Below are 22140 nucleotides of genomic sequence, written 5' to 3'. Positions count from 1 at the left end.
GCGAGCGGCTTGAGACGACTATGCACCGCAGTCCTAGGACAGTCAACAGTCCTAGGACTGTGCTTCACTGGGACGCGTTGAGAGGAGTTCTGCGTGGCACCCAAGTGGCGCGACCTGGCGGACAGGCTCGCGGAGCAGATCAGGAACGGTGAGTACGGTCCGGGCGCCCAGTTGCCCCAGATCAGAGACCTCGTGGAAGCCGGGGAAGGCTCGAAAGCCACCGTCCATCAGGCCTACAAGGCCCTGGAGGCCGAAGGGCTCGTGACCTCATCGCGTGGACACGGCACGGTCGTACGTCCTACCGCCCCCCTCAAGCGGCTCGGTATCGCCCGATACGACAAGGCGAAGTGGCGCGACGGCGACGAGGTCGCTTTCATCGCGGACCGCGTCGCATCGGGGCGCGCCTACAAGCGCAACGAGCAGACGCAGACCGTGAGCCGCGTCCAGGCGGACAGCCTCGTAGCCGAGGGGCTAGGCGTCCCAGTCGGATCCGACGTGTACGCACGCGCCCGCCTCGTGAAGGAGGGGACGCAGCCGACTCACACCCTGACCAGCTACTACAGGCCGGAGCATGTCGAGGGGACGCGCATCGTCGATCCCACCCCGGGACCCGCCGGCCGTGGTGGCGGATTCCGGGTCCTGTACGACGCCGGATACGAGATCGACCACATGAAAGAGGGGCTGTTCGCCAGGGTCCCGACCGGAGACGAGGCGAAGCTTCTACAGCTCCCGCCCGGCGAACCCGTGGTCGAACTCCACCGGACGACGTACACGGCGGATGGCACGGTGGTTGAGTTCGCAGTGGGCATCCATGCGGCCTCACGCTTCGCGTGGGAGTACGAGTTCAAGGTGCCCGACTCCGCCAACGACGACAGCAAGGGCAAGGAGACTTCAGCGTGATCTCGGTACGGGACTGGGAGGACACCCAGCTCTTGTGGGACTACCAGCAGATGCACCACGAGCCGCGCCCCTGCTCGGTCGGCATCGGTCTCGGGAGTCATGATCTCGGCGTCGCAGACACCACCGTCGACCTGTACCGGCGCGGCATGATGCCGCTGATCGTCTTCACCGGAGCGACCAGCCGGACCACCCAGGACCGAATGCCACGCGGGGAAGCCGAGCACTACCGGGACCGCGCCGTTGAGCTGGGCGTACCGGCGGACGCCATCCTTGTCGAGCCGCGGGCCCGCAACACCGGCCAGAACATCACGCTGTCCCGCGCTCTCCTCGAAGAGCGCGGGGTCAGCGTTTCGTCTGCGCTTCTCGTCAGCAAGCCGTACGAGGAACGGCGGGCTTATGCCACCGCTCGGAAGCTGTGGCCGGAAGTCGAATTCGTCAGCGCGTCCACTCCCATGACGCTCCCCGAGTACATCGACTCAATCCAAGACGCACGCCTCGTCATCGACATGCTTGTTGGGTCACTGCAACGACTGCTGATCTACCCCGCACAGGGCTTCATGATCACGCAGGACGTGCCCGACGAGGTGATCCGTGCGTACGAGCGGCTCGCGTCCCGTGGCTTCACGAGCCGACTCGTTCCCGAGACTGCCGGGAGCACTCCGGGTGCCATTGGAGCGCCCGGTACCCCGTGATCTCAGGGGCTATGGGCCATCCGTGGGCCAGGGTCCACCTGACGGTGCCGCTGTAGCGTTCCCGCGCAGGTTAGGACTGAACGTCTGACGCGGCAGCAGTCGCGCCGGGATCTGCCAGACACCCGCTGAGGTTGTGCTTCCTGTGACATGGGCACGGAGCGTGCTTGATGATGGTGGCCGTGACACGACACCAGAGATTATGTGCCTGGAGCGGGGTAATTGTTGGGGGACTGCTGGCCGCAGGACTGATCGTGCTGGTGGTGGCGGCGGACCTCGATACCGCAGGGCAGGCGGCGGGCATTGTGGGCACCATCGTCTCCCTGGCGGGGCTGGGGGTGTCGGTGTACGCGCTGAGACAGCCGAGCCCGCGCCTCACGGCAGGGCCAACGGTTACCGCTGGCGCAAGCAGGGCTATCGCCGTGGGCGGAGACATCTCCGGCACGGCATCGACCGGCGACAGCCAGAGCGCCCAACAGCGCCCAGGTCCCCAACATGCCGGGGGCGCTCCACAGCCTGCATCGCCGACGTTGCCTGGCAGCGCGGTCGCGGCAGTCGGTGAGCGATCGATCGCCGCAGGCGGGGGCATCTCGGGGAAAGTATCCACCGGGGACACCGTTAACGGCGCGAACGAACGCTGATGGGCCATTGGTTCAGGCGGCCGCGAGAGCCGCAGACTCCGCACGCCACCCCCCTTCCGACATTCGAGGTGCCCGTAGCCACGGCGGCCGCGGACGGTGACCGTGCCATATCCGCTGGCGGGGACCTGAACGGAATCGCCTCGTCTGGCGACCATGCGATGAATATCCAGACGCGGGCTGAGCACGCCACCGTGCTGCCGCCGGATGCCTTCGTGCCGATGGGGGAGCTGTCAGCTCCAGAGGGGTTGACCAAACTTCCCCTGCATACGCCCCACTTCGTTGGCCGCGGACAGGCTCTCGCCCTTCTTGACACGAAGTTGGATGGTTCCGGTGGTGTTGTAGTTCAGGCCGTTCACGGCTTGGGCGGGATTGGAAAGAGCACCCTGGCCGCGCACTGGGCCGCCACCCGCGCCGACAGCCACCACCCGATCTGGTGGATCACCGCCGACACTCCAGCCGCCCTCGACGCGGGGCTGGCAGAGCTGGCGACCGCACTGCAACCAGCCCTGGCTGGTGTGCTGCCCGCCGAAGCGTTACGTGAACGGGCGGTGCAGTGGCTGGCCGCGCACGACGGCTGGCTGCTCATCCTCGACAACGTGAGCACCCCGGACGATATCCGCCCATTGCTCGCCCGGGTCCGCCACGGACGCTGTCTGATCACCAGCCGTCGCACCACCGGCTGGCAAGGCTTGGCCACCCCCGTCGCCATCGACGTCCTGAGTCACCATGACGCCGTCGACCTGCTCCTCCGCGTCCTCGACCGCACCCCACATGACCTGGACGGTGCGGGGGAATTGTGCGCGGAACTGGGCGGCCTGCCACTGGCCGTGGAGCAGGCCAGCGCCTACATCGCCGAGACTGGTATCACACCACGCGCATATCTCGACCTGCTCACCGCGCACCCGGCCGCCATGTACCGCCACGGCGCCGAAGGCACCGCTCCTGACCGCACCATCGCCCGCATCTGGCGCGTCACCCTCGACCATCTTGCCGACGATCCCCTGACCGGCACCATCCTGCGCACCTTGGCCTGGTACGCCCCCGACCACATCCCCCGCAGCCTCCTGGGTGACCTCGCCGCCCCACCCGATCTCACCCGGGCGATTGGCCGCCTGGCGGCGTACAGCATGCTCACTGTCCACTCCGACACAGCGACCCTGAGCGTCCACCGCCTCGTCCAAGCCCTGGCCCGCACCTCTGATCCCGACGACCCTCACCGCTTGCCCCACCACGTCGACGAAGCCCGAACCCAGGCCACACGCCACCTCGTCGACGCTCTTCCCGACCACCCGGACGACCCCGTCGAGTGGCCTACCTACCGCACCCTCCTACCGCACATCGACGCGCTCACGGACCACGCGCCCCCCAGCACCGATACCCGCGCCACCGGGTACCTCCTCGGCCGCGCAGCAGCATTCCTTCAGAATCAGGGCGCCGTCTCTCGTGCTCTCAACCATCGCCAGCGCGCCTTCGTCACCACCCGCCGCATACAAGGCGAGGACCACCCGGACACCTTGACCGTCCGCAACAATCTTGCTTACGCCTATGCGTCTGCGGGGGATCTGGGGCGGGCCATTCCCTTGTATGAGCGGACCCTCGCCGACCGGTTGCGGGTGCTGGGTGAAGACCACCCCGACAGCCTTACCTCCCGCAACAATCTTGCTTACGCCTATGCGTCTGTGGGAGATCCGGAGCGGGCCATCCCATTGCTGAAACGGACCCTCGCCGACCACTTACGGATGCTGGGCGAAGACGCCCCCCACACCCTGGTCTCCCGCAACAACCTCGCCTTCGCCTATGTGTCTGCCGGGGATCTGGAGCAGGCGATCCCCCTGTGCGAGCAGACAGTCACCCATGCGCTCCGGATTGTGGGGGAGGACCACCCGCACACCCTTGCCTCCCGCCACAGCCTCGCGTTCGCCTATGCGTCTGCGGGGGATCTGGGGCGGGCCATTCCCTTGTATGAGCAGACCCTCGCCGACCGGTTGCGGGTGCTGGGTGAAGACCACCCCGACACCCTTGCCTCCCGCAACAGCCTCGGCTACGCCTGTGTGTCTGCGGGGGATCTGGGGCGGGCCATTCGCCTGTTCGAAGAAGCCCTCGCCGACCGGTTGCGGGTGCTGGGTGAAGACCACCCCGACACGCTGACCACCCGATACAACCTCGCCTATGCCTACCTATCGGCGGGGGATCTGGGGCGGGCCGTTCGCCTGTTTGAACAAGCCCTCGCCGACCGGTTGCGGGTGCTGGGTGAAGACCACCCCGACACCTTTGCTGCACGGCAATGCCTCGGCTCTGCCTACTTGGCTGCGGAAGACCCAGGGCGGGCTGTGCCCTTATTCGAGGAGACCCTCGCCGACCAGTTGCGGGTGCGGGGCGAAGACCACCCCGACACGCTGACCATCCGCCGAAGTCTCGCCGTTTCCTACTTATCGGCAGGAGATCCGGAGCGGGCCACGCCCCTCCTTGAGCAGGTCCTAGCCGTTACCCGCCGGATGCAGGGTCAGGGCCACCCCGACACCCTGACCTCCTGCGACAGCCTTGCCTACGCCTACGTGGTGACAGGAGACGTGGAGCGGGCCATCACCGTGCTCGAGCAGACCCTGGCCGACGCCACCCAAGCCCTGGGCCATGACCACCCGTTCACCGCAGCGGTACGGGACAAGCTGACTGCGATACGCGCCCGCTGATCAAGGAGGGCGGGTCTGTTTGGCGATGTGAGACGAAGAATTCTGGACGAGGCTTGAACGACAGGCCGCACCAGTAGTGACGGTGGAAGATTCATCCCAGGTCAGGCCCGGTGGAGTCGATTTTTCGCTGGAGAACTGCCAAACCGCCGTACCGTCCGGACGGCCGTCTCCCGGCCGTTCGGCGGTGGCTTGCAGTATCGGGCGGTCAGTCGTGATCTCTGCCGCAGAGCGCGCGGTGGTAGCGCAGGTGTGCTTCGTTGATCTGGTGGGCGGGGTGCCGGCGGAGCTTTCCTATGGGGCTGTCGTCTGCGGTCGCGCGCACTGTGCCGTCAGTGGTGATGTAGATCGCGAGTGCGTCGAACTGGACGTGGTGATTGGGGCACAGGACGAGCAGGTTCGACAGCTTGTCCGGGCCGTGGTGGGGGCGGCCAAGACCGCGGATGTGGGCGGCCTCACTGTAGGTGCTGAACCGGGTCGGCAGCTGCAAGCCACAAACCTGGCAGCGGTCGCCGTGCAGCCGCTTGACTCGGGCCGTCAACTCGGGGTCGCGGACGATGCGGGAGAGGGCGACCGTGCGCCGTGAAGCAGGCCCCGATTCCCCCTCTTGGTCCTCAACGTCGTCCGGGAGGCCGCTCGCGCTCTCGTAGCCGGCCAGCCCCAGCCGTTCCATCAGGGCATGGTGGTCGACGTCGGCCAGGTAGGTCTCCCGAAGGACGGCGACCGCCTGAGTCCGCACGAACGGATCGCTCAGCAGGCGCGCTGCCTGCTCGGTGATGCCTCCTTCGGGCTTGAGCCTGTCGAATGTTGCGGCATGGGGCTTGGCGGACTGCTCGGGAGGGAGACCGTGGAGTTCCCACAGACGGCTCGTCTGCAAGTGCCAGAACGGGTACTCAGGGGTCATCGAAGACTCGGGATGGCCGAACTCGGCCAGCAACCCACCCACCTCGCCGCGGAACTGACGCCACGACGCAAGGCGGGGCTGCCCGGTGGCGACCCTGGAGACACCCCACAACAAGGCCAGTGGCTTGTGCCTACTGGGCCGGCCCTTGTTCTGGTGGACCTTGAGGTTCTTGAGCCTGTCCATCAGGATGCTCGCGGTCAGCTGCTCCGACGGCTCAGCCGGTCCAGGCGAAGCTGATGATGCTGCGTCGTCCGGCCGGCGGGGGGCGGGAAACAGCCCCAGCGGCTCGTGGCCGTCCTCGGTCGCGTGCGGGCGAACGGCCCGGTCTCCATCAGAGCGGATGGTCTGCCGTCGTACCTCGGGTAGTGCCGCATACCCGTGCTCCACCCACTCGCGCCAAGAACGCGGAGCATGGGCTAGCGCATCGTCGGCCGAGAGCCCGGGATTGCCCCGAGCTTCGATCCATGCCCAGTCGAGTTGACCGTCCTCCAGGCTCAGATCCAGAACGGCCAAGTCATAGCGGTAGTTGGGAAAGGGCCTCCCCTTGGCTTCCTGCTCGATCTGCTCCAGGCGCTCGATGACCGCCACGCCGCAGAACTCCACATACCCCTTGGGCGTCTTGTTCCGCGAGACCGCCGCGAACACAAGCAGCGGCACGGCCCGCGCACGCCGTTCCGCGGTGGGTGCCTGATGCTCAGCGAAGGCCTCCAGCAACAGTGCATTGCCCTGGGTACTTCCCACCGGGACCGTGTGGTCGACTCTGTGGTCTCCGAAGTAGCTGATGTGGCCGTTGTCCAGATCGAACACGTCGTGCCAGGGAGTCTCTGCGCTCCCAGCCTTCCACGGGCTGGAACGGATCAGAATCGCCGGACGACGTCGCTCGCCCGACCCTTTGACCCTGGCAATCGGGTTGATCCCCTTGCTCAGCTGGATCTGCGCGAGACCTTCGGAAGCCGTGACGTGATGAATGTTCCGGTACCCATCGATGCTAGGTACCGCAGGGTCCCTGTTCTGCGCGGACCGCAGCACTTCACCGACACGCAGCTGGCTTCCCACCGAACCTCCCCCTCACGAACATCGCTCTGTCACCGATCTTGCCAGGTTTTGATCGGCGTCCGGTTCTGTCACCCACTTCGCCAACGGACCAACGCACACCGGGACTGCTTGGCCTAGCCTCCTCCTCTCGCACTGCCCCGTCGGCAGCCGATCAGCCCGGAGATCGGAGCCCGCAGGTCTCGGGGCGGCCATTGTCTGGCCGCACGTTGCGCGCTCCGACCCCACCTCCGGGCAACCGTCCTCGCCAGTGCCCTGGCGGTTATCCGGAAAGGCCTATCTCCTTCGCGAGGTCATCGAAGGCAGGCATGACGGCGAGTACAGCACTGGCCGCTGCACGCCGCGCTTCGTCGATGAAATCGTCGTCCGGCACCGTGTCGCCAGCTTTCTTGATCTTGTCGAGCTTCTGCTGGAGGAGAAGGAGAGAAACACCGACTCCGACGGCATACTGCTCCCGGGCCCGCTTGTCGCTGGTCAGCTCCTTGTTCCGCGCCGCGAGGTACTTCTTGAAGGGCGGATACTCCCGGTTGAGCAAGACAGTCGGGATGAGCTGGTCGCCAAGGGCTCGCAGCTCTGCGTAGTCGGAGAGTTGGTCAGCGAGAATGGACGCGGGTACGTCTTCGACGGACCCGACGGTGACGCGTTCCCAACTTTCTTCCGACTCGTGGCTCGTCCACCGGAGTGCGACGTTGCTGCCCGGCCCCGGCCCCCCTTGCCCCTGGGCTCCCTTGGTGGTTTTGCCCGTGCCCGTCCCAATGCCCGGGATGTCCTCCACCAGCTCCAGCTTGGTGACGTGCTCCAACTTGTGGCCCAGCCCGCCCGCCGCGCGGATCCAGTCCTCAAGCACAATGCGCAGTTCGTGCGTGCCCAGTTCGGCGGTTTCGGGCACCGCGACCATGACGCGTACGCGGCCGTTGCGTCCATTCCCCGTGGTGATCTCGCGGTCCTCGACGATGTCGGGATGGTCGCAGATGGCCCGGAGACGTCCGCGCCGTTCGTAGAACGAGTCCTCGACATCGACGGTGTAGGTGATGGAGCGCGTGGTTCCCACGACGGCTCGGACGGTGGCTGGCCCCGTGATGAGTGTGGGGTCCTGATGCAGCACGACGGGCTTGAGTGCCCCTCCGCCGCCACCCGCCCGGCCGGACCCTTGACCGCCTCCCTGACCGCCGCTGCCATTGCCGGAACCGAAGGAGAACCCCTTGACGGTAAGTGCACGGCTGATCCTGCGAGCGATCTCCGCCGTCGGCTGGTCGCTCTTGTCCTGGTAAGAGGCACGGATGAGCGCGTTGTTGGCCTCCCGGAGGACGGCGGACTCCCGAATCAGCGCCCGGACGGCTTCCTCCAAGCGAAGGGCGACGTCGCCCCTCACAAGCTCGCTCCGGTCCGCGGTGAAGAGACTGGTGCGCAGATGGATGGGCAGTTCATCCGTCTCCACGACGACGAGCAGGCGGTCGTAGAGCCTGTTCAGGCCCGTCTGGTCGCGCACATCCCGCGGGCTCCAGTGATGGTGTACCTGCCCGTTCGACGTGAACAGAACGGCGTGGTCACTGGCCAGGAACTTGTCGCGACCGCCAGGGTCCTTCGGTCCTCCCGCGAAGAGCCAGTAGCGCACGGGCAACTGGTACGTCCGGCCTTGGTGGTGGAAGGGCAGAGTCTCCTCGCCCGGCTCGAAGTCGTACTCCGACCTTTCCAGTCGGTGTGCCAGTCCTTCCAGAGTGGTACCGCGGCCCCGCGTCGTGTTGTTGACGAACCGGGTCGGGAACACGGGGTGGACGAGCCGGGTGTTGGTTACGACGTCGAAGGACTTTGCATCGCCCTCGCGCCGGCGCTGGACACCGTCAACCCGGTAGGAAACGAGGGCCAAGTGGGTGCCGGGCTCGAAGTCGTCGTAGTCCTCATGGGGACACGACCAAGGCTCCGCCGTGTCCCCTGCGGCATTCCACTCGCGATCCACCAGGTAGTAGGCCGTCTGCCCCTTGGTGTTGTCCTGCCACCGGACCACGGCAACCGTGATTCGGTCCTCTTCACCGTCCTGGAGGAGCGCCGGAGCACGCCGGCTGACGATCACGACCGCCTTGGCGTTGCGGTAGGTCATGGCGCCACCGAGCCCGAACGCCCCTTGGAGGTAGAGAGCGTCCTCTTTGTTGCTGCCTCCCAGAGCGAAGATCGTGTTCGGCACGCTGGCGGGCGTCATTCCGCAGCCCTTGTCCCTGAACACTGCCGTCAAGCGCTTCGTTTTGCTGGCCGGCGCATCGGAGTCCTCGAAGGTGGTGACGGCCAAGTTCGACTTCTCACCGGAGTCGAGATACTTGAGAAGCTCGCTCGTCGCCTCGAAAGGGGTCTGGAACGGCACGTTCGCCCTTGAGTCGTACTGCTGCAGAGCAAACCGCTCGATGACGCTGTCCTGCATGTTGGTCACGTGCTCGATGAGCTTCAGGTCGTAACTGCCCGACGACCCCATGAGCCCGAAGTTGTTCCACTTGTCGCCCACCGGACGGCGGTGTTCGGCAGTGAAGGACTGCGCTATCAGCTCCTGGACCGCCTCGGCGTCGGCGAGAGTGGCTGCGTTCAGGGCCGCATGGACGATCTGCTGGTTGAGTGCCGACACGAGGATCTCCTGGTGTGCCTGGACTGGTAATTGCATACGAGGTTCGCGACGAAGAAGATGCGAAGCTGTCCGGTGGATCAGTTCTTCTTGGGGCCGGGGCTGATGTGGTTCACGATCACGTCGGCCGCGCCCTCCCAGGCACCTCGGCCGGCGACGGCCTTGAACGTCACCGGATCCACCAAGGTGCCGACGAAGGGGCTGCTGCTGCCGCGCGAGAAGTCGAAGTTGTGAAGTCCCTTCATGCAGGCGGCGAGGTCGAGTCGCTTGTCCTCGAACGCCACTTGGTGCACGGCTGCGGCGACGGCATACAGCAGATTCGCGCTCAGGAGCCACGTGTCGTTCCGAAGCAGGGCTACGCCCTTCTCCCGCCCCAGCGCCTGCTTGAGCGTCGGCAGCTCCCCCAGTCCCTGCCAGAAGTCCACGATCTTGGAGATGGAACCCTTCTCGTCCGAAGCGATCTTCAGCTCCACTGCGTCCTCCCAACCCCGCGTGTCGCGAAGACCGGTACCGACCAGGAGCGTCCCGCTGGCGTAGCGCAGCGTCTTGTATGACATCGTCTTGGCGCTCAGCTTGCCCGGCGTGTCGGTGAGGAACTCGACGCGACGGCCCTCGGCGAAGATGGGGATGTCATCCCGCTTGATGATCTTCTCGATCAGGATGCGGTTCAGCGCGCTCCGGCGGTCCATGGACTGACCGATGCTCGCGCTCAGGGGCTTGGCGTTCTTCTGAAGATCGGTGAAGTCCTGGGCTCGGCGCACTTGGTCGTCGTCGAGCACGACGATGATCGGCTGCCCGCTCGTGGCCAATCGCTGGTAGACGTCGTCGTTGAAGTCACGATGTGCCTCGACCACGTCGGTGTAGGCGCCGGTGCGGTGGCCGCCGTCCCCGACCTTGAACTTGGCTCCCGGCCGGACGTACAGCACTCCCGTCTTGACGGCCTGGCCCTCGGGGGCACCGTCGTCGGGAACGAACTTCGCGTCCCCCTCCCCGATGTACACCAGGATCGAGTTGAGAACGTACTCCTCCGTCTCCTCGATGTACTTGGCGATGCGCTGCCGGTGGGCCTTGTCCTCCTTGCGGTTGGTTCCGCCGCCGGACAGCGGGTCCCACACCTCTCGGGGCCCCACGACACCGGTGTAGTCGATCGGCGTCATCGCCGTCGCCACCATCTGCCGGCCGCCCATGCGGTACCCGATCGCCGGATACGGAACGAACCCGAACATCTGCTGCTGCCTAGCCTCGACCATCACGCGCTCCCGTTATCGCACCCATCATTTCACGTAGAGAGTACTCCTACGTGAGACACGACTACAAGAATCACCGCAATTTCACGTAGCAACCCTCACTACGTGAGAAGCGACCGCTGGTGGTCGATCAATAGCGCAACGTAACTGACAGGTCGTGTACGTACTCACACGCAGACACGTGACCGGCAGTTCCTCTGAGGTACCGCCCCCGTCCACCACTGCGGCTACCGGAGAGGGTCACCAGGCGGACGGCGTGCGACTGACGACTCGGACTACTTCGCCATACCGGAGCGGCCCTCTCCGGTGGATACGCGGTGACACCGATGGCAGAGGCACCTCAACCACCACAACACCGCAGGTCAAGCCCTTGGTCGAATGGAAGAGGATCACTCTCTTCTAAGGGCCTGGGCGCTCGGGCGGGACCGCTTCCTCAAGGCTTGGATGCAACTGTCGGCTGCGGTCGGCAGCAGGGGGGCTGGCTGCTCGCCTGCGGTCAGAGTGGAGCTGCGCCGACAGGCCCGGGGGCAAAGGAGGGCGGAGGTGCCGTGAGCGATCACCTCACCGAACGACAAGAGCGCATCCGTATCCACGCCCGCCGTGGTATGCCGCTCCATGCGGAGATTTTCAAGATCAGGACGACACGTGGACGGGAACCAGTGAGTTCCACCGTGTGACATGCAAAACCGCAGGTCAAGATGCGGATTGATGAGAGATCTTGAGAGGACTGTAAATCTGCCGGCTCAGCCTTCCCAGGTTCGAATCCTGGCGCCGCCACGTTGCGAGAGACCCTCTCGGGCCTGCGAGACAGCAGGCCCGAGAGGGTCTCTTCACGTATGCCGTCTCACCCATCGGCGTGAGCTGCCGTCGCCCGCTCTGAGGGCTGAGCAGGCCGGTTCACGTACATGGAGCACGTAGGTGGCGAGTGTGGGACTGGCGCAGAAGAATCCGGCACAGGCTGTCGATCCGGCCGGTTGCCGTTCGACGCAAGGGTGAGAGCAAGGGGACAGCCATGCTCTCCCGGTCGAGAGCCATGGGACTGCGACCGGTAACTCGCTTCGAGACGGAACGAGGGGAATGTCATGCCCAAGCTGCGCGTACACAACCTCACGATCTCGCTGGACGGCTTCGCCGCCGGCCCCAACCAGCGCCTGGATGCGCCGTTCGGCGACGGCTTGGAGGGTGGCGACGTACTGCACGATTGGATGTTCGCCGCGATGAAGGACCGCGTCGACGGCAAGACCGGGATCGATGTCGACTACGTCGAGCGCTCCGAGCAGAACATCGGCGCCACCATCATGGGCCGCAACATGTTCGGGCCCGTGCGCGGACCGTGGCAGGACGAGTCGTGGACGGGCTGGTGGGGCGACAACCCGCCCTTCCACCATGAGGTGTTCGTCCACACCCATCACCTGCGGCCGTCGCTGCCCATGGAGGGCGGGACCACCTTCCACTTCACCGACGAACCCATCGAGACTGTGCTGCAGCGGGCGTTCGAGGCGGCGGCGGGCAAGGACGTGCGCCTCGGCGGAGGACCGGCCACCATCCAGCAGTACCTGCGTGCCGGGCTGGTCGACGAGCTGCACCTGGCCATCGTCCCGCTCCTCGTCGGCAGCGGTGAGCGCCTGCTCGACAACCTGGGAGACGGGATCGACGGCTACCAGGTCGCCGAGCTGGTCAGCTCTCCAGCCGCCACCCATGCCCGCCTGATCCGCCGCTGACCCCGACGGATCTCCGAGCAGGAATCTGACCTCGGAGAAGGATCGCGCTGCGGCCTGGAGAACAAGTCGCACCGCGCGCCGCCGTCCGGCTTCGTACGCTGGTTCGTATGTCGTCACGCCGCAGGAACTGCCCCGAGTGCCGTCGCGAGATCGCCGTCGTCGCCGGGCGGTTCGCACGGCACGACCCGCCGGGGGCGCGCGAGAGCGGGCAGCTCATGTCGTGCCCCGGGTCGCGCCGGCAGGCGCAGCTCGGGGCAGTCCAGCCGGGGCTGGACGAGTACGTCGTGCCGGACTTCCCCGGCCAGCTCCCCCTGTTCTGACCAGCTCCTGTGCTCACTTCTAAGCCGACCGGCTCCCGCAGACCTCTTCCGACCAGCCCCGCCCCTCTGAGCCAGAGGTCAGTCAGACAGCCCTCCGAGCCAGAGGTCAGGCGGACAGCCAGACGTCAGGAGACAGGCCGTACGTCCATCCGGCTCACCAAACCCTCCGGGCCGAAGCGGTACACATGCTCGACCGGCTCCTGCGCCCAGTGATCGCCCGCATCATCCCGCAGCCCCGGACGCACGGTGGCGACCACCCGCTGCCCGTCCTCGTCGAGGTGCAGCCCCTCCAGCCGTACGAGGGGATGCGCGGCCTCGAACTGCGCCGCCCAGTAGGCGCGTACCTCGTCGTGGCCGTGCAGCCGGACCCTGTCGGCGACGTTCGGCCAGTCCACGTCCGGGGCCAGGCAGTGCGGGACGAACGCGTCGCGTTCAGCGGTGCTGAAGACCTCGTACATCTTCCGCAGCAGGGCCTCCTGCGCGGCGGGAACCTCGGCGGCGGTCACGGGAGCTCCTCGGCTCGGGCTGACAGGACGTCCTCAGGCAACCACCGGCCCACGTCCGCCCTCGCCCCTTGCGTCGTGAGCGAACAGCACGGGCTCGACGAACTCAGCCTCCGTCATCGACTCAGTTCCCCGCCACTGACTTCACCGCCACGGAAACCGGCGCCGATCCGCTGATCAGCTCCAGTGTCAGCCCGGCCGTCGCCGGAGTGTCCAGCAGCTCTGCGAGGACGGCCGCGACATCATCGCGCGGTATGGGCCCGCGCCCGGTGGACGCCTCCAGGCGTACGAGACCGGTGCCGGCGTCGTTCGTCAGCATCCCGGGGCGCAGGATCGTCCAGTCCAGGCTGTTGAAGCCGCGTATGTACGCATCAGCCTCGCCCTTGGCGCGCAAGTACACATCGAAGACGTCGTCCCCTGGATGCGACGGGTCCGCGCCCATCGACGACACCACCACGTACCGCCGCACCCCGGCCCGTACCGCCGCGTCCGCGAAGAGGACGGCGGCACCCCGGTCCACGGTGTCCTTGCGGGCTGCGCCGCTGCCCGGGCCCGCGCCTGCCGCGAAGACAGCGGCGTCGGCGTCCTGCAGATGCGCGGCGACCTCCTCGACCGAGGCCGACTCCAGATCGCACAGGACCGGCTCGGCGCCGGCCGCCCGCAGATCGTCGCCGTGCTCGGGTCGGCGGATGATGCCCGCGACCTCGTCACCGCGCGCGGCGAGCAGGCGCTCCAGCCGCAGCGCGATCTGACCATGACCTCCAGCGATGACAATGCGCATGTCTTCGACCGTACGCCCGGACACTGACACTCGCCGCACAACCCTGTGGATAACTCATGAGTCTCCTGAGCGATCAACGAATTACGACAACGTTCGCTGAGTTACGAGGGCGACGCCGCGTGGCGTCAAAAGGAGACCGTCATCATCGCCAGGACCGCAACCATGACTGCCATACGCAAGCCCCTCACCGCGGCCGGTTGCGCCGCCGCCCTGTTCGCCGGTGCGGCCGCCTGCGGCACGGTCGAGAACCTCACCGCCGGGCAGAAAGTCGACCGCGCCGTCGAGGGACTCGGCGAACAGAAGTCGCTCTCCTTCGAGTTGGGGCTCCACGCCAAGCCGTCCGTGCTCACGAAGCTGGCCTCAGAGGCGGAGCCGGGCGAGGAAATGCCGCCCGAGCTCGCGAAGTTCTTCAGCGGGCTGCGCGTCAAGCTGTCCGTCGAGTCGAAGAAGCCGCTCGCGGACTCGGGCGAGAAGGACCTCGTCGGTGTGGGCATGCGGGTTTCGGGAGCCGATGGTGTCCTGGCCGAGTTCCGGGTCGTCGGCGATTTCACGTACTACCGCGCCGACATGGAGACGCTCGGCGAGGCGATGGGCGTCCCGTTCCCCACGGTCGACGAAATCCCCGAGAGCGAGAAGGAGCTCAGGAAGGTTCTCGAGGGTGAGTGGGTCAAGGTCGACAACGCCGAACTCGAGAAGTCCGGCAAGGGCGCCTCAGGTTCCGAGGAGATCGACACCAAGACCCAGCAGAAGATCCTCAAGGCCGTACGCGGTGTCATCGCGCGCGAGGTCACCTTCAGCAGCAAGGGCGGCAGTGACGGCACCGAACAGATCGTCGCCAAGGCATCGTTCCGAGACCTGCTCACGGGTGTCTTCGACAAACTCCGGCCGCTGGCCGACGACCTCCCAGCGGGCACCGAACTGCCCACCGACAAGGACCTGAAGGAGGCCCCCGACAAGAAGATCGCCGTCAACTTCTCCCTGAAGAACGGCGACCTGACCCGCGTCTCGGTCAACCTCGCCACCCTCGCGGACAACCCGAAGGGCGCCCGACTCCCGCTCGTCCTCACCTTCGGCAAGGCATCCGACGTCAGCGCCCCCTCCGACGCCACCGAGGTGCCCGCAGGGGAGTTCGCGGGCCCCGGCAACCCGTTCACAAGCGGGATGCTGAGCGGCGGCTTCTGACGGCCGAAGCCCTCGGGGACAGGCCCGTCGGTGCCCAAAACCATCGGCACAGGTGAAAACACCAGCACGCGCGCGTGGACCTCAAAAACCCTCCACGCGCACGTGAACCCTCAAGACCCCGCCTCAGCCCAGCCTTCCCAACGCCCTCGCCTCAAGACGGCACCCCACCCCGCCCCTGCCGAGGCAGATCCAAGGCCGCAGCCGCAGCCGAGCCGCAGAATTCCCGCACCGCATTCGTCCGGACCACCACCCGCCCCTGGTGCACCACGATCCGGCTGTACGCCAGCGACAGCGCCCCCGCCAGCCGGTCCCCGCGCACGGCGAGCAGCTCGGCCGGGAAGCCGGCCTCCACCCGCACCTCGGGCAGCCCGAGCGCCGCACGCGCCGACGAACTCACCGCGTCGTACGCGTCCTCGGGCCGCAGCCCGTAGCGCGAGGCCAGCAGATACGCCGCCTCCAGCGGATCTCCGCGACCCACAGGGTTCGATACGTCCCTCAGGGCGCCGCTGCCCGCAACGACCCGCACCCCGGCCGCCCGCAACAGTCGTACCGGAGCCGTCCCGCGCCGGTCGGCGCCCGAACAGCCGCCCTGGGGCAGGCAGACGACGGTCACCCCGGCCGCGGCGAGCTGGTCCGCGGCTCGGGAGGCCGCCTCCGAGGGCAGCAGTCCGAGCCCGCCGCACGGGCCGAGCGTCACCCCGGGCCGCAGCCCGCCCGCCATCGCCGCGAGCCGCGCGAGCCTCGCCGGATCGTCACCGTCCGTGTGCAGATCGACCGGGCAGCCGTGCTCCGAAGCGACCTCCAGGACCGCCTCCACATACCCCGTCGGATCGGGGTCGAGATCCGGACAACCGCCCACTACGGAGGCACCCATTTTCACCGCGTCCCGCAGCATCGCCAGCTCCTCGGCCCCGGCGAGCCCGGTCAGCACCCGCGGCATCGCCACCGTCGTCAGCTCGGCGAGTCCCCGCAGCGCGCGCCGCGCCTGGAGTACCGCCGCCAGCGCGCCGAGCCCCTGCACATCGCCGATGCGTACGTGGGAACGCAACGCCGTGGCCCCGTGCCCGAGGTGCAGCAACGCCGCCTCGGTCGTGCGGCGCTGGACGTCCTGATCGTCGTACGGGATCGGACCGTCGCCGTCGGCAGACAGGGCCGTGTCGCCGTGGGCGTGCGGCTCCGCGGGGGCCGGCAGGAGCAGATAGCCGGCGAGATCCACGCGCGCGGTGTGCATGCTGAGGCTGCCGGCCGTGCCGACCGCCTCGATGCGCCCGCCGCCCAGCCGCACGTCCACGGTCCGGCCGTCGGTGAGCCGCGCACCGCACAGCAGCAGGGCGGAGCCGTCGGCCCGGCCCGACGAGGAACCCGACGACGAGGAAGGGGGTTGCTGCGGCCGGCTGTCGGGCATCGCGCTCCTGGGTCTCGGGCGGCTGCGCAGGGGGAACAAGCGATCACGCAGCGTGAGTCGAGCCTAGGGCGGCTAGCAGTGCGCTTCGAGGAGGAGCGGAATAGTCGTACCGGTGTGGTCCGCCGTGCATATGGGGCTGTTGGAACGCCTGTGGAGCTCCTGGGAGCTGCGCAGAACGCCGCGAACGGGGCCGGACAGGTACGGCGAAACGGATTTGGGCGAACGGCGGCCGAGCGTGTAATGTCTTCATCGCTCGCCCCAATAGCTCAGTCGGTAGAGCGTCTCCATGGTAAGGAGAAGGTCTACGGTTCGATTCCGTATTGGGGCTCTGGTGTGAGAGGTTCCCGCCGCAAGGCGGGGCCGATCGCATCACAGCGGTGTAGCTCAGTCGGTAGAGCAAGCGGCTCATAATCGCTGTGTCACCGGTTCAAGTCCGGTCACCGCTACTGACAGTAGCCGATTGCGGGGTCGGTCCTTCGATCGGCTACTCTTCTGTGCGTTAATGTCCTATCCGTTCGTCAAGGAGCACTCCTGTGGCTGCCACCGACGTCCGCCCGAAGATCACGCTGGCCTGCGTGGAGTGCAAGGAGCGGAACTACATCACCAAGAAGAACCGGCGTAACAACCCGGACCGTCTTGAGATGAAGAAGCACTGCCCGCGTTGCAATGCGCACACCGCGCACCGCGAGACGCGATAAAACAGGCTCGTACGCGAGGCCGTCCCCAGTTAACGGGGGCGGCCTCGCGTCGTTGTCGGCCGGCCGGGCCGACCGTCACGCATGCTTGTTCCGGGCCATCACAGCGACCATCAGGAGGTACCGGGCCATGGCGCTCGACCAGTCCTTCGTGGGGCGGTCCTATCCGCCCACCGATCCCTATGAGGTCGGCCGGGAGAAGATCCGCGAGTTCGCGGAGGCAGTGGGGGATCCCAACCCCGCGTACACGGACCCGGAAGCCGCCAAGGCACTCGGGTACGCCGATGTGATCGCCCCGCCCACCTTCGTGTTCACGATCACCTACAAGGCCGCGGGACAGGTCGTCCAGGACCCCCAACTGGGCCTCGACTACAGCCGCGTGGTGCACGGCGACCAGAAGTTCGCCTACAAGCGCCCGGTGCGCGCGGGAGACCGGCTGACGGTCGTCTCGACCATCGAGGCGATCAAGTCCATGGCGGGCAACGACATCCTGGACATCCGGGGTGAGGTCCACGACGAGGCGGGCGAGCATGTGGTGACCGCCTGGACGAAGCTCGTGGCTCGCGCGGCAGAGGAGGGCTGAGACGAATGGCGGCGAAGATCGCGTACGACGACATCGAGGTCGGCACCGAACTGCCGGCTCAGAGCTTCCCCGTGACCCGCGCCACGCTCGTGCAGTACGCGGGCGCATCCGGGGACTTCAACCCGATCCACTGGAACGAGAAGTTCGCGGTCGAGGTCGGCCTCCCCGATGTCATCGCGCACGGCATGTTCACCATGGCCGAGGCGATCCGGGTCGTCACCGACTGGGTGGGCGATCCGGGCGCCGTCGTCGAGTACGGCGTGCGCTTCACCAAGCCCGTGGTCGTCCCGAACGACGACAAGGGGGCCACGATCGAGGTCAGCGCCAAGGTCGCGGCCAAGCTGGACGACAACACTGTCCGCGTCGACCTCACGGCGATGAGTGCGGGACAGAAGGTCCTGGGGATGTCGCGGGCGGTCGTACGGCTGGCCTGATGGCATCGCATGAGTAAGGGGCATCCTCAATGGAGGGGTGCCCCTTACTCATGCGCTCTGCACGGCCCCAAGGATGCCCCTTGACTTAGGTAGTGATTGGCCACTAACTTCGTTCTCATGGTCAGGATGAGTGCAGAGGAGAGGCGCGAGAGCGTCATCCGCGCGGCGGTGAGCGAGTTCGCCCGGGGCGGCTACTACGGCACATCCACCGAGGCGATCGCCAAGCGGGTGGGTGTCTCGCAGCCGTATCTCTTCCGCCTCTTCCCCGGCAAGAAGGCGATCTTCCTCGCGGCGGCGGAGCGCTGTACCGAGGGCACCCGCCGTACCTTCGAGGAGGCCGCCAAGGGGTTGGAGGGCGAAGAGGCCCTGCATTCCATGGCGGACGCGTACACCAAGCTCATCGCGGAGCAGCCAGAGCTGCTGCAGATGCAGATGCAGATGTATGTCGCGGTAGGGGCTGCCGAGGAGACGGGCGACCGTGAGTTCGGTGAGGCGGTACGGGCCGGTTGGATGCGCCTGTGGGACACCGTCCACGTACCGCTTGGCGCTGACGTGAACGAAACCACGACCTTCTTGGCTTATGGCATGCTCATCAACTGCCTGGTGGCCATGGGGTTTCCGCCCGAACACCGGGTGTGGGAGGGGCTCTATCCATCGGCCCGGACCAAGGGTCGGCTCGAACACTGAAACCGCAGTGGCGTAGATCGTCGCCTTCTTTACGTCCGCGAAAGTTAGTCATTAATAACTAACCAACTCTCTGGGGGAGAGATGTCGCAGGAGACACCACGTCGCGGGGGAGCAGTCTGGGCCCTCGTCATCACCAGCGTCGCCGGGTTCATGGCGGCGCTCGACAACCTCGTCGTCACCACCGCCCTGCCGTCGATCCGTGAGGACCTCGGGGGAGGGATGGACGATCTGGAATGGACAGTGAGCGCGTACACGCTGACCTTCGCCGTGCTGTTGATGTTCGGTGCGGCGCTGGGGGACCGGTACGGCCGGCGTAGGCTCTTCCTCGCCGGCATCACGATCTTCACCGGCGCCTCGGCCGCCGCGGCCATGGCACCCGGTATCGACTCACTGATCGCCGCCCGCGCGGTGCAGGGCGTCGGCGCCGCGATCATGATGCCGCTGACGCTGACCCTGCTGACAGCCGCCGTGCCCGCCGCCAAACGCGGTATGGCGTACGGGATCTGGGGCGCCGTCAACGGACTTGCGGTCGCATCCGGGCCGCTCATCGGCGGCAGCCTCACCGAACACGTCTCCTGGAACTGGATCTTCTGGCTGAACGTGCCACTCGGCCTGGCCCTGCTGCCGCTCGCCCGGCTGCGCCTCTCGGAGTCGTACGGCTCGGGCGCCCCTCTCGACATCCGCGGCACCCTGCTGGCCAGCGGCGGGCTGTTCGGCATCGTGTACGGCCTGGTCCGCGCGCCTGTCGTCGGCTGGACCGATGAGCTGGTGCTCCTGGCGCAGTTCGCGGGCACGGCTCTGCTCGTCGGCTTCGTGGTGCACGGCAGCCGGGCCAAGCACCCGATGCTGCCGATGCGGCTCTTCCGCAACCGGGCCTTCGCCGGGATCAACGCGGCCACCCTGCTGATGTTCCTCGGGATGTTCGGCTCGATCTTCCTGCTCAGCCAGTACCTACAGGGCGTTCTCGGCTACTCGCCCACCGAGGCGGGTCTGCGGATGCTGCCCTGGACCGGAATGCCGATGCTCATCGCGCCGGTCGCCGGTTATCTGTCCGACCGGATCGGTGGGCGTCCGGTCGTCGCCGCGGGCCTGTTCCTGCAGGCTGCCGGGCTGGGCTGGTTCGCCTCGATCGTCGAGACCGACACTTCGTTCGCCGCGCAGCTGCCCGCCCTGATCATCAGCGGCGTCGGCATGTCGCTCTTCTTCGCCCCGGCATCCAACCTGGTCATGTCCAGCGTCCGAGGGCAGGAACAGGGGATCGCGTCCGGTACCAACAACGCGCTGCGCGAAGTCGGCGGCGCGCTCGGCATCGCGGTGATGGCTTCGATCTTCTCCGCGCAGGGTGGCTATGAGACCAGCCAGACCTTCGTGGACGGGATCAGGCCCGCGCTGTGGGTCGGCGCCTCCGCGGTGGCCATGGCGGGCGTCGCGGCACTGCTCATCCCGACTCGCCGTCGCACGGCCGAGGTGCGGAGGCGGGACGTCGAGGCGGCGCCCGCGCCGGTACTGGAGACGAGCTCGCACTGAGTTCGGAAATCCAACAAACCCACCAGGAACAAACCCCCAGAGTTCGGAAATCAAATCCTGGAAGGAGCCCGGTCATGCCCACCCTCCCCTGGACCGTGCCGAACATCCCGCCGGAGCACGCCGAAGTGCATGTCTTCGCCTCCCGTTTCGAAACCCGCACCCTCTGGGGAGCGCTCAAGTTCTTCGCCAGGACGCCGGGTGTCTGGCGACAGGTGCGCAAGGCGCCGGGCGCGTACGGGGCCTCGCTGAAGGCGGCGCCGTTGCGGCGGACCTTCTGGACGCTGTCCGCCTGGGAGTCACCCGCGGCGCTCAAGGCCTTCGCCCGCTCCGGCACCCATGCGCCGACCGCCCGGGGCCTCGGCCCTCAGATGCGGGACGCGAAGTTCGCCACCTGGACGGCGACCACGGACGACCTCCCGCTGGACTGGTCGGATGCGTTCCGGCGCCTGTAGTCGAACCACACGGAGAACGGCCCCGCCCTGACCGGCGGGGCCCTTCTCGTACCCTTGTGCCCGTGCAGGAACTCCACGACGCCCCACTCGCCCCACTGACCACCTTCCGGCTCGGCGGTCCCGCCGCACGGCTGATCACCGCGACGACCGACGCCGAGGTGGTCGCCGCCGTCCGCGAGGCCGACGACACCGGTACGCCGCTGCTGCTCATCGGCGGCGGCTCCAACCTGGTCATCGGCGACAAGGGCTTCGCGGGAACCGCCCTGCGCATCGCCACGCGCGGCTTCGAACTCGACGGTACGAAGCTGGAGTTGGCCGCCGGCGAGGTATGGACCGACGCGGTCGCCCGCACCGTCGAGGCGGGCCTCGCGGGCATCGAGTGCCTCGCCGGAATCCCCGGCTCCGCGGGCGCGACACCCATCCAGAACGTCGGCGCGTACGGCCAGGAAGTGTCGTCGACGATCACCGAAGTGATCGCATACGACCGGAAGAGTCGCGAAACGGTCACCGTTCCGAACGCCGACTGCGCCTTCTCGTACCGCCACAGCCGCTTCAAGGCCGACCCCGAACGCTTCGTCGTCCTGCGCGTCCGCTTCGCGCTGGAGGACGCCGACGGGCTCTCCGCGCCGATCAAGTACGCCGAGACCGCCCGCGCCCTGGGTGTCGAGGCCGGCGAGCGCGTGCCCCTCGCGGCTGCCCGTGAGACCGTCCTGAAGCTGCGCTCCGGCAAAGGCATGGTCCTGGACCCCGAGGACCACGACACCTGGTCGGCAGGATCCTTCTTCACCAACCCGATCCTCACGGACGAGGAGTTCGCGGCGTTCCACGCGCGCGTGGAGGCGCGTTTGGGGACCGACGTGGTTCCACCCGCGTACCCGGCAGGCAACGGCCACACCAAGACCTCCGCGGCCTGGCTGATCGACAAGTCGGGCTTCACCAAGGGCTACGGCACCGGCCCCGCGCGCATCTCCACCAAGCACACCCTCGCCCTCACCAACCGCGGCGAGGCCACCACCGAGGACCTGCTCGCGCTGGCCCGCGAGGTCGTCGCCGGAGTCCACGCCGCCTTCGGGATCACACTGGTCAACGAACCGGTGATGGTGGGCGTCAGCCTCTGACCG

At 67.3% G+C, this 22140-nt stretch carries 20 protein-coding genes and 2 tRNA genes; 16 read left to right on the top strand and 6 right to left on the bottom strand.

Annotated features, from left to right (window positions below):
• The first annotated feature begins 93 nt into the window (after window positions 1–93).
• The 4 genes from ACYVO6_RS21505 to ACYVO6_RS21490 all read left to right on the top strand — a co-directional run bounded on the left by ACYVO6_RS21505 (window position 94) and on the right by ACYVO6_RS21490 (window position 4920).
• Window positions 94–900 (top strand): GntR family transcriptional regulator, encoded by an 807-nt coding sequence (locus tag ACYVO6_RS21505; RefSeq protein ID WP_461063420.1) that lies wholly within the window; start codon window positions 94–96, stop codon window positions 898–900.
• Complete coding sequence (locus tag ACYVO6_RS21500; protein WP_461063418.1) at window positions 897–1592, top strand: YdcF family protein; 696 nt, start codon at window positions 897–899, stop codon at window positions 1590–1592. Before ACYVO6_RS21505 ends, ACYVO6_RS21500 begins: the two co-directional genes overlap by 4 nt.
• A 167-nt stretch (window positions 1593–1759) precedes the next feature.
• Complete coding sequence (locus tag ACYVO6_RS21495; RefSeq protein WP_461063416.1) at window positions 1760–2230, top strand: hypothetical protein; 471 nt, start codon at window positions 1760–1762, stop codon at window positions 2228–2230.
• Window positions 2231–2388: 158 nt separating this feature from the next.
• A complete protein-coding gene (locus tag ACYVO6_RS21490) occupies window positions 2389–4920 on the top strand; it encodes a tetratricopeptide repeat protein (protein ID WP_461063414.1) in 2532 nt (843 codons plus the stop codon).
• Between the two features lie 205 nt (window positions 4921–5125).
• Here ACYVO6_RS21490 and ACYVO6_RS21485 read toward each other — a convergent pair whose 3' ends face one another.
• The 3 genes from ACYVO6_RS21485 to ACYVO6_RS21475 form a co-directional block, all read right to left on the bottom strand.
• Window positions 5126–6877 (bottom strand): HNH endonuclease, encoded by a 1752-nt coding sequence (locus tag ACYVO6_RS21485; RefSeq protein ID WP_461063412.1) that lies wholly within the window; start codon window positions 6875–6877, stop codon window positions 5126–5128.
• A gap of 259 nt (window positions 6878–7136) precedes the next feature.
• Window positions 7137–9485 (bottom strand): hypothetical protein, encoded by a 2349-nt coding sequence (locus ACYVO6_RS21480; RefSeq protein ID WP_461063410.1) that lies wholly within the window; start codon window positions 9483–9485, stop codon window positions 7137–7139.
• Between the two features lie 77 nt (window positions 9486–9562).
• Window positions 9563–10732, bottom strand: coding sequence for a DNA sulfur modification protein DndB (locus ACYVO6_RS21475; RefSeq protein WP_461063408.1), 1170 nt, complete (start codon window positions 10730–10732; stop codon window positions 9563–9565).
• A gap of 1079 nt (window positions 10733–11811) precedes the next feature.
• On the opposite strand from ACYVO6_RS21475, the gene ACYVO6_RS21470 reads away from it, so the two are divergent.
• Together ACYVO6_RS21470 and ACYVO6_RS21465 are read left to right on the top strand one after the other, a co-directional pair.
• On the top strand, window positions 11812–12450 hold the full coding sequence (locus tag ACYVO6_RS21470; RefSeq protein ID WP_461063406.1) for a dihydrofolate reductase family protein: 639 nt from the start codon (window positions 11812–11814) through the stop codon (window positions 12448–12450).
• Between the two features lie 107 nt (window positions 12451–12557).
• Window positions 12558–12770, top strand: a complete 213-nt coding sequence (locus tag ACYVO6_RS21465) for a hypothetical protein (RefSeq protein ID WP_189325298.1) — start codon at window positions 12558–12560, stop codon at window positions 12768–12770.
• Between the two features lie 125 nt (window positions 12771–12895).
• On the opposite strand, the gene ACYVO6_RS21460 is transcribed toward ACYVO6_RS21465, so the two are convergent.
• Together ACYVO6_RS21460 and ACYVO6_RS21455 are read right to left on the bottom strand one after the other, a co-directional pair.
• Window positions 12896–13276, bottom strand: a complete 381-nt coding sequence (locus ACYVO6_RS21460; protein ID WP_461063404.1) for a nuclear transport factor 2 family protein — start codon at window positions 13274–13276, stop codon at window positions 12896–12898.
• Between the two features lie 121 nt (window positions 13277–13397).
• Window positions 13398–14054, bottom strand: coding sequence for an SDR family oxidoreductase (locus ACYVO6_RS21455; protein ID WP_461063402.1), 657 nt, complete (start codon window positions 14052–14054; stop codon window positions 13398–13400).
• A 162-nt stretch (window positions 14055–14216) separates the two neighbouring features.
• Between ACYVO6_RS21455 and ACYVO6_RS21450 the strand changes: the two genes are divergently transcribed.
• A complete protein-coding gene (locus ACYVO6_RS21450) occupies window positions 14217–15236 on the top strand; it encodes a hypothetical protein (RefSeq protein WP_461063400.1) in 1020 nt (339 codons plus the stop codon).
• A gap of 151 nt (window positions 15237–15387) precedes the next feature.
• On the opposite strand, the gene ACYVO6_RS21445 is transcribed toward ACYVO6_RS21450, so the two are convergent.
• Window positions 15388–16641, bottom strand: coding sequence for an amidohydrolase family protein (locus ACYVO6_RS21445; RefSeq protein WP_461063398.1), 1254 nt, complete (start codon window positions 16639–16641; stop codon window positions 15388–15390).
• A gap of 255 nt (window positions 16642–16896) precedes the next feature.
• Between ACYVO6_RS21445 and ACYVO6_RS21440 the strand changes: the two genes are divergently transcribed.
• The 9 genes from ACYVO6_RS21440 to ACYVO6_RS21400 all read left to right on the top strand — a co-directional run bounded on the left by ACYVO6_RS21440 (window position 16897) and on the right by ACYVO6_RS21400 (window position 22137).
• Window positions 16897–16969 (top strand) — tRNA-Thr (locus ACYVO6_RS21440).
• Between the two features lie 45 nt (window positions 16970–17014).
• A tRNA-Met gene (locus ACYVO6_RS21435) sits at window positions 17015–17087 on the top strand.
• Between the two features lie 87 nt (window positions 17088–17174).
• The gene (gene rpmG, locus ACYVO6_RS21430; RefSeq protein WP_003948671.1) at window positions 17175–17339 is read left to right on the top strand and encodes a 50S ribosomal protein L33; all 165 of its coding nucleotides are present in this window, start codon (window positions 17175–17177) and stop codon (window positions 17337–17339) included.
• 127 nt (window positions 17340–17466) lie between these two features.
• Window positions 17467–17919, top strand: a complete 453-nt coding sequence (locus tag ACYVO6_RS21425; RefSeq protein WP_393420066.1) for an FAS1-like dehydratase domain-containing protein — start codon at window positions 17467–17469, stop codon at window positions 17917–17919.
• Between the two features lie 5 nt (window positions 17920–17924).
• Window positions 17925–18353, top strand: coding sequence for a MaoC family dehydratase (locus ACYVO6_RS21420; RefSeq protein ID WP_461063396.1), 429 nt, complete (start codon window positions 17925–17927; stop codon window positions 18351–18353).
• A 117-nt stretch (window positions 18354–18470) separates the two neighbouring features.
• Entirely contained in the window at window positions 18471–19040 is a 570-nt protein-coding gene (locus ACYVO6_RS21415) for a TetR/AcrR family transcriptional regulator (RefSeq protein ID WP_461063394.1), read from the top strand.
• 81 nt (window positions 19041–19121) lie between these two features.
• Window positions 19122–20567, top strand: a complete 1446-nt coding sequence (locus ACYVO6_RS21410; protein WP_461063392.1) for an MFS transporter — start codon at window positions 19122–19124, stop codon at window positions 20565–20567.
• A 74-nt stretch (window positions 20568–20641) separates the two neighbouring features.
• Window positions 20642–21019, top strand: a complete 378-nt coding sequence (locus tag ACYVO6_RS21405; RefSeq protein ID WP_461063390.1) for a DUF3291 domain-containing protein — start codon at window positions 20642–20644, stop codon at window positions 21017–21019.
• 56 nt (window positions 21020–21075) lie between these two features.
• Window positions 21076–22137, top strand: coding sequence for a UDP-N-acetylmuramate dehydrogenase (locus tag ACYVO6_RS21400; RefSeq protein WP_461063388.1), 1062 nt, complete (start codon window positions 21076–21078; stop codon window positions 22135–22137).
• The last annotated feature ends 3 nt before the right edge of the window (window positions 22138–22140 follow it).

The organism is Streptomyces pseudoechinosporeus, from assembly GCF_054783935.1.
Note: the sequence above shows the minus strand (reverse complement) of the source record. Positions and strands in the feature narration are given on the sequence as shown.